The 6,561-nt window shown below is 43.7% G+C and carries 9 protein-coding genes; 2 read left to right on the top strand and 7 right to left on the bottom strand.

All coding sequences use genetic code 11. The features are described from left to right. Positions 1–137: 137 nt before the first annotated feature. Complete coding sequence (gene rpmG / locus BLQ53_RS13590) at positions 138–287, bottom strand: 50S ribosomal protein L33 (RefSeq protein ID WP_038561326.1); 150 nt, start codon at positions 285–287, stop codon at positions 138–140. 206 nt (positions 288–493) lie between these two features. Between rpmG and BLQ53_RS13585 the strand changes: the two genes are divergently transcribed. Continuing rightward, entirely contained in the window at positions 494–844 is a 351-nt protein-coding gene (locus BLQ53_RS13585) for a helix-turn-helix domain-containing protein (RefSeq protein ID WP_093727846.1), read from the top strand. Continuing rightward, positions 841–1,305, top strand: coding sequence for an endolytic transglycosylase MltG (locus tag BLQ53_RS13580; protein WP_093727845.1), 465 nt, complete (start codon positions 841–843; stop codon positions 1,303–1,305). Before BLQ53_RS13585 ends, BLQ53_RS13580 begins: the two co-directional genes overlap by 4 nt. Positions 1,306–1,331: 26 nt before the next feature. On the opposite strand, the gene phoU is transcribed toward BLQ53_RS13580, so the two are convergent. The 6 genes from phoU to BLQ53_RS13550 form a co-directional block, all read right to left on the bottom strand. Beyond that, on the bottom strand, positions 1,332–1,991 hold the full coding sequence (gene phoU / locus BLQ53_RS13575) for a phosphate signaling complex protein PhoU (protein WP_093727844.1): 660 nt from the start codon (positions 1,989–1,991) through the stop codon (positions 1,332–1,334). Positions 1,992–2,012: 21 nt separating this feature from the next. Further along, on the bottom strand, positions 2,013–2,786 hold the full coding sequence (gene pstB / locus BLQ53_RS13570; RefSeq protein WP_093727843.1) for a phosphate ABC transporter ATP-binding protein PstB: 774 nt from the start codon (positions 2,784–2,786) through the stop codon (positions 2,013–2,015). Positions 2,787–2,800: 14 nt separating this feature from the next. Continuing rightward, positions 2,801–3,610: a phosphate ABC transporter ATP-binding protein PstB gene (gene pstB / locus BLQ53_RS13565; protein ID WP_093727857.1), complete on the bottom strand. Its 810-nt coding sequence runs from the start codon at positions 3,608–3,610 to the stop codon at positions 2,801–2,803. 44 nt (positions 3,611–3,654) lie between these two features. After that, positions 3,655–4,542: a phosphate ABC transporter permease PstA gene (pstA, locus tag BLQ53_RS13560; protein WP_093727842.1), complete on the bottom strand. Its 888-nt coding sequence runs from the start codon at positions 4,540–4,542 to the stop codon at positions 3,655–3,657. After that, on the bottom strand, positions 4,542–5,468 hold the full coding sequence (gene pstC, locus BLQ53_RS13555; RefSeq protein ID WP_093727841.1) for a phosphate ABC transporter permease subunit PstC: 927 nt from the start codon (positions 5,466–5,468) through the stop codon (positions 4,542–4,544). The genes pstA and pstC overlap by 1 nt, the downstream gene beginning before the upstream one ends. Before the next feature lie 138 nt (positions 5,469–5,606). Further along, positions 5,607–6,533 (bottom strand): phosphate ABC transporter substrate-binding protein PstS family protein, encoded by a 927-nt coding sequence (locus BLQ53_RS13550; protein WP_093727840.1) that lies wholly within the window; start codon positions 6,531–6,533, stop codon positions 5,607–5,609. Positions 6,534–6,561 lie beyond the last annotated feature (28 nt).

Below are 6,561 nucleotides of genomic sequence, written 5' to 3'. Positions count from 1 at the left end.
CGTGATCACTCCAATGTTTTCTTTGGTCGGAAATACATTTTGAGTGTACCACGAATGGCCTTTTTAATTGTCCAGCTTAATTTTACAATTCACGTAAAAAAACTCCCACCGAAAAAGGGGGAGTTTTTTGGTCAAACTTATTTTGTTTCGCGGTGCAGCGTATACTTTTTCAAGCGTGGGCTATATTTTCTAAGCTCCATGCGTTCTGGGTGTTTACGCTTGTTTTTTGTTGTAATGTAGTTACGATCTCCTGTTTCTGTGCAGGCGAGAGTAATATTTACACGCATGTATAATCCCTCCCAACAATCTTAAATAAAGTGTATGAAAACTTAACGATCTTCAGACCATCTAATAATAGCAGAATTATGATAGGTAATCAACCGTTATCAATAACTATTTCAAAAGAAAAATGAAAATTGTCGAAAACAATATATCCGCAAGCTTCCTGATATGGTATAACTAGGATAGCAATAAGTAGGAGGTTTATACTAACATGTTAATTGCTGCTATCGCCTTCCTTGCAGTTGGTATCATACTATGGATATTCTCGTTTTTCATGCAAGACAAATTCAAACAATTGGATCAGCAAATCGAACAACTGACCCTGTCCAGCATGCAGGAAACATATACGTTGAACAAAAAAGTCAAGATTCTCGAAGAAGAGCTCCTTCCATCACTCCAGCGCGAGCCAAAGCCGAATAAGGACTCTCAAAAGCCAGCTATTTTTCAACAAGTAGTTCGCCTGCACCAGCAAGGCTACTCCATCAGAGAGATAGCCCAGCATACAAATATGCCAGAAGATGACGTATACCGAATTGCCAAACAAGCAGGAGTTCAGCTATGAAGCAAGTGATTCAAGGCTTCGCGACCGCCCTCCTCCTTGCTGGTGCAATTATGATTGTACTCCATTATACGGATACTGCATCTCCCGAAACTGAAAAAACTGCTAAAGCTGCCGTCGAAACAATCAAACCAGATGCTGAAGAGATGAAAAAAGAGCTTGAAGATGTCGGCTATCATGTATTGAAAAATGAAGATTATGAAGAACTAAAACAGAAACAAACAGTCGCTCCTGCGGAAACCGAACAAGAGCAGAAGCCGAAATCGTTCACGTTGAAACTTGAAAGCGGGATGACTAGTGAAGAAGTAGCATCCGAACTTGAGCAAGCGGGAATCATCGAGGATGCGTCCGCATTCCGTACTTACTTGGATGTTACGGAAGCTAGTGAATCGCTCCAAGTTGGTAAATATGATGTGAATTCTGATATGGACTATGATGACATCGTTGAATTAATGACAAAATAAGAAGCAGCGGCAGATGCCGCTGCTTCTTATTTATTTAGATCAACTGCAGTACCTTTAACCAGATAAAGGATACTTTCGCCGATATTTGTAATATGATCTCCTACGCGTTCGACGAAACGCCCAACAAAAACAAGCTGCATCGTCTGTTGATGCTTCCCTGATTGTGCTTTTCGTTCATCCAGCATGTCTCGGAACAACTCACCATACATACTATCCACGACATTATCCAAATCAGCCAGCTTCCGCGCCTTGCTGACATCCTCCTCTTCAAAAGCCTGGACAGCACTGTGTATCATTTTGCTGACAACTTCCTGCATATCCCGGATTGCTGGAGGGATTTCATAGGCACTCAATACATTCAGTCGGTTAACGCTTTTCGCTATATTTTTCGCATGATCACCCATACGTTCCAGATCAGAGGATACACGAAGGAAAGCAACCAACCTGCGCAGATCCGTTGCCACAGGCTGCTGCATTGCAATCAGTTGGATAGTCGCTTCATTAATCTCCTGGTCACGTTCATTCAATAACTCATCATTTTCAATTACTTTATAAGCAAGATCGCTGTCCCGCTCATACAATGCATCGATAGCTTGCTTTAAAGCTGTGTCTACTTCATATGCAAAAGAAATAATAGATTTCTGAATTGATTCCAAATCCGCTGAAAATTGCTCTCTCGCTACCATAGGTTCTCCTCCAATACGTAATTAACCGAAACGTCCGCTAATATAATCTTCTGTCCGCTTATCTTCTGGGTTAGAGAATATCTTACCCGTCTCCGCAGTCTCTACAACACGGCCATGCAAGAAGAAAGCCGTTTTATCAGAAATACGGGAAGCCTGCTGCATATTGTGTGTAACGATCACGATACAATACTTTTTCTTCAGTTCTGTCATAAGCTCTTCTATTTTCAAAGTGGAAATTGGATCCAATGCAGATGTCGGTTCGTCCATCAATACTACATCTGGCTTTGTTGCAAGCGCGCGTGCAATACATAGACGCTGCTGCTGCCCGCCAGAAAGTCCCATGGCAGAGGTCTTGAGACGATCCTTCACTTCATCCCAAAGTGCAACATCTTTCAACGTTGTTTCAACGATTTCATCCAATTCGCTTTTCTTCTTGATACCATGAATTTTCGGACCATATACAATATTATCGTAAATGGATTGTGGGAAAGGATTTCCTTTTTGGAATATCATCCCCACTTTACGGCGCAAATCGACCAAATCCACTCTGGAATCAAGCAGGTTTTTTTCTTTATAATTGATTTCCCCGGTCATGCGAACACCCGGTTCCATATTGATCATCAAATTCAGCGTCTTGATGAAAGTGGATTTACCGCAGCCGGATGGACCGATAATGGCAAATATCTCATTATTCAAAGCCTCTAGATTGACATCCTTCAATGCATGAAAGTCGTCATACCATAGGTTTAGATCATTGATTTTAAAAATTGTTTCTTTCGCTGCTGCCACTTGCATGGTTGCTGTTCCCCCTACCCGAATCGACCGGAAATATATTCTTCTGTTCTCGCTTCCGAAGGATTTGTGAAAATCTTCTTCGTATCATCATATTCCACAATGTCCCCATTCAAGAAGAAGGCTGTCTTATCCGATACACGGGAAGCCTGGGACATATTATGTGTCACGATCACAATGGAATAATCCTCTTTCAGCTGAAGGATAAGTTCCTCTATCTTGGAATTGGATACCGGGTCGAGCGCTGATGCCGGCTCATCCAATAGAAGGATCTGCGGTTCCATTGCCAATGTGCGGGCAATGCATAGACGCTGCTGCTGCCCGCCGGAAAGCGACATGGCAGACTGATGCAAACGATCCTTCACCTCATCCCAAAGTGCTGCTTTACGCAGACTTTCTTCCACGATTTGATCAAGGACTTTTTTATTTTTCTGGCCATTATATTTCAAAGCATGTGTAATATTGTTGTAAATTGATTTAGGGAAAGGATTCGGTTTTTGGAATACCATTCCTATTTCTGAACGCAAAGCCACAACATTGATATCATCACGTAGGATATTGATCCCCTCGTAAATGATTTCTCCTTCCGCTCGGCTGGAAGGTATCAAATCGTTCATCCTGTTGATGGAACGGATAAACGTTGATTTACCGCAGCCAGACGGACCGATAAGTGCTGTCACTGCATTTTTTTCAATCCCCATATTCGCACTTTTAACCGCTTCTTTATTACCATAAAAAATGCTGAGATCCTTCACATCAAGAACGACTTCCCTTTTGGAAGCTTTTCTTTCAGATGGAGCAATTTCTTTTTCGGTTTTCGTTTCCATTGGCCTATCTGCTGTATAGTTCATTTTATGGGCTCCTCTCTTCTTCATTTACCTGCTGTTAATTTCTTGTGAATGACACTGCCCAACCATCTAGCGAGGATATTGAACAAAAGTACAGCAATGACTAGAACCGCTGACGCACCATTGGCTACTTCCCGTACATCCGGAATCAATCCTTGTGTATTGACGGACCAAATGTGTACCGCAAGTGTTTCCGCCGGACGGAAAATGTTCAGCGGGGAATTCTCGGCGAACGGATTCCAGTTTCCGTAATCAAGCGTAGGTGTGGAAAGCCCAGCCGTATAAAGCAGTGCAGCCGCCTCACCAAATACACGGCCGGAAGCTAGAATTGCACCTGTCAAAATACCAGGAAAAGCATATGGAAGCAAAACGGTCTTGATCGTGTGCCATCTTGTAATCCCCAAGGCCAAACTTGCTTCTTTCTGTTCTTTCGGAACGCTTCGGATAGCATCCTCTGTAACACGCACCATAACGGGGATATTAAAGATTGTAAGTGCCAAGGCACCACCGATGATTGTGTAACCCCATCCCGTGATGTTAACGAAGATCAAAAGACCAAATAAACCCACTACGATCGAAGGAAGTGAAGCCAGCATCTCGATACAAGTCCGGATAAAGTTCGTGATTTTGCCCGGTTTTGCATACTCAGCCATGTAAATCCCTCCGCATACTCCAAGCGGGACTGTAATGATCATCGTGATCACCAGGATATACAAGGAGTTGAATAACTGGTCACGGATACCGCCGCCAGCCTGATAGGAACTGGATGGAGACGTTAGGAAGTCCCACGTTACCTGCGGCAATCCATTGGATAAGATAAAATAGAATAGATAAAGCAGCAAAGCAACCATGATTGCTGCGATTGTGTAGAAAACACCTGTTGCGATACGATCTGTGATTCTGCTGTTCATTAGATTTTCCTCCTACCGGACAAGTAACGGACAATGAAGATGAATACAAACGAAATGATTAACAGGATGAGACCCATAGACCAAAGTGTGTTGTTCTCGATACTGCCATAAGTCGTATGTCCGATGTTCAGCGTAACAATAGTAGTCAATGTTGCAGATGTGTCAAATATGCTACCAGGAAGGTCGCGTGTATTACCGATAACCATCTGTACAGCCAATGCTTCCCCGAAAGCACGTGCCATTCCCAATACGATAGCTGTCAGAAGGGAAGGCAAAGCTGCCGGAATCAACACTTTACGGATTGTTTGCCAGCGAGTCGCCCCTAATGCGAGAGAGCCCTGGCGAAGACTGTTCGGTAAAGAACGCATTGCATCTGTTGCTATAGTCGTAACCGTAGGGAGGATCATGACTGTCAGAACGATGACACCTGCGAACAAACTAAAACCGATGCCTGGTAGGTTATCACGTACAAGTGGTACGAGCACCACCAGGCCGATGAAACCATAAACGACGGAAGGAATACCTACTAACAGCTCAATAACTGGCTGCAGAAATTTCTTTCCGAATTTCGGAGCAATCTCAGACATGAAGATTGCTGCACCAATTCCTAAAGGGGCTGCAATCAATGCAGATAGAAACGTTACTGCCAAAGAACCGAAAATGAATGGAAAAATACCGAATGAAGCATTTTCTCCGACTGGATTCCAGTTTGTGCTCGTCAAATACGCAATTGGATTTATATTATTGACAGTGAATGATTGCAAACCTTTTTGTGCAAGGAAGATGGTAACTGCAATAGTTGCCACGATCATAATTATTGCACAGATTGTTACAAGGGAGCGCCCTCGCACTTCATCCCACCGTCGATTTTTCTTCGTCAGAATCAGCCTTTCTTCGGCTGAAGGGGTTACTGATGCTTTTGCCAACTTTGTACAACTCCTCTTGAAAAACAGCGGAAAGGAATACCTTTACAAATAAGGCATCCCGCTGTCTGTAATAGCTATTTTATAACCACAGTAAGGTAAATGCAGTGAAACACCGCATCTACCCTGTGGTATTACGTATTATTTTTCAGTGATGTTGCCTTCCGCGTCGCGTTCAACTTGCATATCAGTCATTGGAACGTAACCTTGTTCAGGTACGATGGAAGTTTGAACTTCGTCGCTCATCATGTAATCAAGGAATTCTTTTGCAAGACCTTCAGGATCTCCGTTTGTGTAAGAGTGCTGATAAGCCCAGATTGGGAATTCGCCAGATCCGATTGTTTCGTTTGTAGCTTCAACACCGTCGATTTTACCTTTCACTACTGTATCATCATCGAAGTAGGAAAGGGCAAGGTAACCGATTGCTCCGTCTGTATCTGCAACGATCTGCTTAACAGTATTGGAGGAATCCTCAGTGATTCCTTCAGCTGGTGTTTCGCCATCAAGCGCGTACTTAACGAATGTAGCACGCGTACCGGAAGAGTCAGGACGGTTAACAAGTGTGATTTCCTGGTCATTTCCGCCTACTTCAGACCAGTTAGTCACTTTACCCGTGAAGATATCGATTAGCTGCTGTTTTGTCAGATCATCTACACCTGCATTCGGGTTGATTGCTGCTGTCATACCGACAACTGCAACTTTGTGATCAACAAGAGCCTCTGCATCGATGCCTTCTTTCTCTTCAGCGAACACGTCGGAGTTACCGATGGCGATCGAACCTTCCTGAACTTGGCTTAGTCCAGCTCCTGAACCACCTGCTTGGACCTGAATGTCTGCATCAGCGTTATCGCCTTTGTACTGTTCAGCTGCTGCTGCTACTAGAGGCTGCATCGCACTGGAACCTGCTACAACGATGGAAGTTTCGGAAGCTTCTCCGCCGCCGCTATTGCTGTTTCCGCTTGTGTTTCCTTCTGTTTCTTCGCCGCCAGCGTTACCGCCACATGCTGCAAGTACACCAATAACCAGTGCGAACATTGCAAGCAATACAGATAGTTTCATCTTCTTCATGTTTGATTTTCCCCCTACGTGATTCTAT

This window comes from Terribacillus halophilus (genome assembly GCF_900101385.1).
Lineage (GTDB): Bacteria > Bacillota > Bacilli > Bacillales > Amphibacillaceae > Terribacillus > Terribacillus halophilus.
Note: the sequence above shows the minus strand (reverse complement) of the source record. Positions and strands in the feature narration are given on the sequence as shown.

Coding starts and splice junctions, on each gene's coding strand:
- rpmG (WP_038561326.1), bottom strand. CDS start 287: ATGCGTGTAAATATTACTCTCGCCTGCACAGAAACAGGAGATCGTAAC.
- BLQ53_RS13585 (WP_093727846.1), top strand. CDS start 494: ATGTTAATTGCTGCTATCGCCTTCCTTGCAGTTGGTATCATACTATGG.
- BLQ53_RS13580 (WP_093727845.1), top strand. CDS start 841: ATGAAGCAAGTGATTCAAGGCTTCGCGACCGCCCTCCTCCTTGCTGGT.
- phoU (WP_093727844.1), bottom strand. CDS start 1,991: ATGGTAGCGAGAGAGCAATTTTCAGCGGATTTGGAATCAATTCAGAAA.
- pstB (WP_093727843.1), bottom strand. CDS start 2,786: ATGCAAGTGGCAGCAGCGAAAGAAACAATTTTTAAAATCAATGATCTA.
- pstB (WP_093727857.1), bottom strand. CDS start 3,610: ATGGAAACGAAAACCGAAAAAGAAATTGCTCCATCTGAAAGAAAAGCT.
- pstA (WP_093727842.1), bottom strand. CDS start 4,542: ATGAACAGCAGAATCACAGATCGTATCGCAACAGGTGTTTTCTACACA.
- BLQ53_RS13550 (WP_093727840.1), bottom strand. CDS start 6,533: ATGAAGAAGATGAAACTATCTGTATTGCTTGCAATGTTCGCACTGGTT.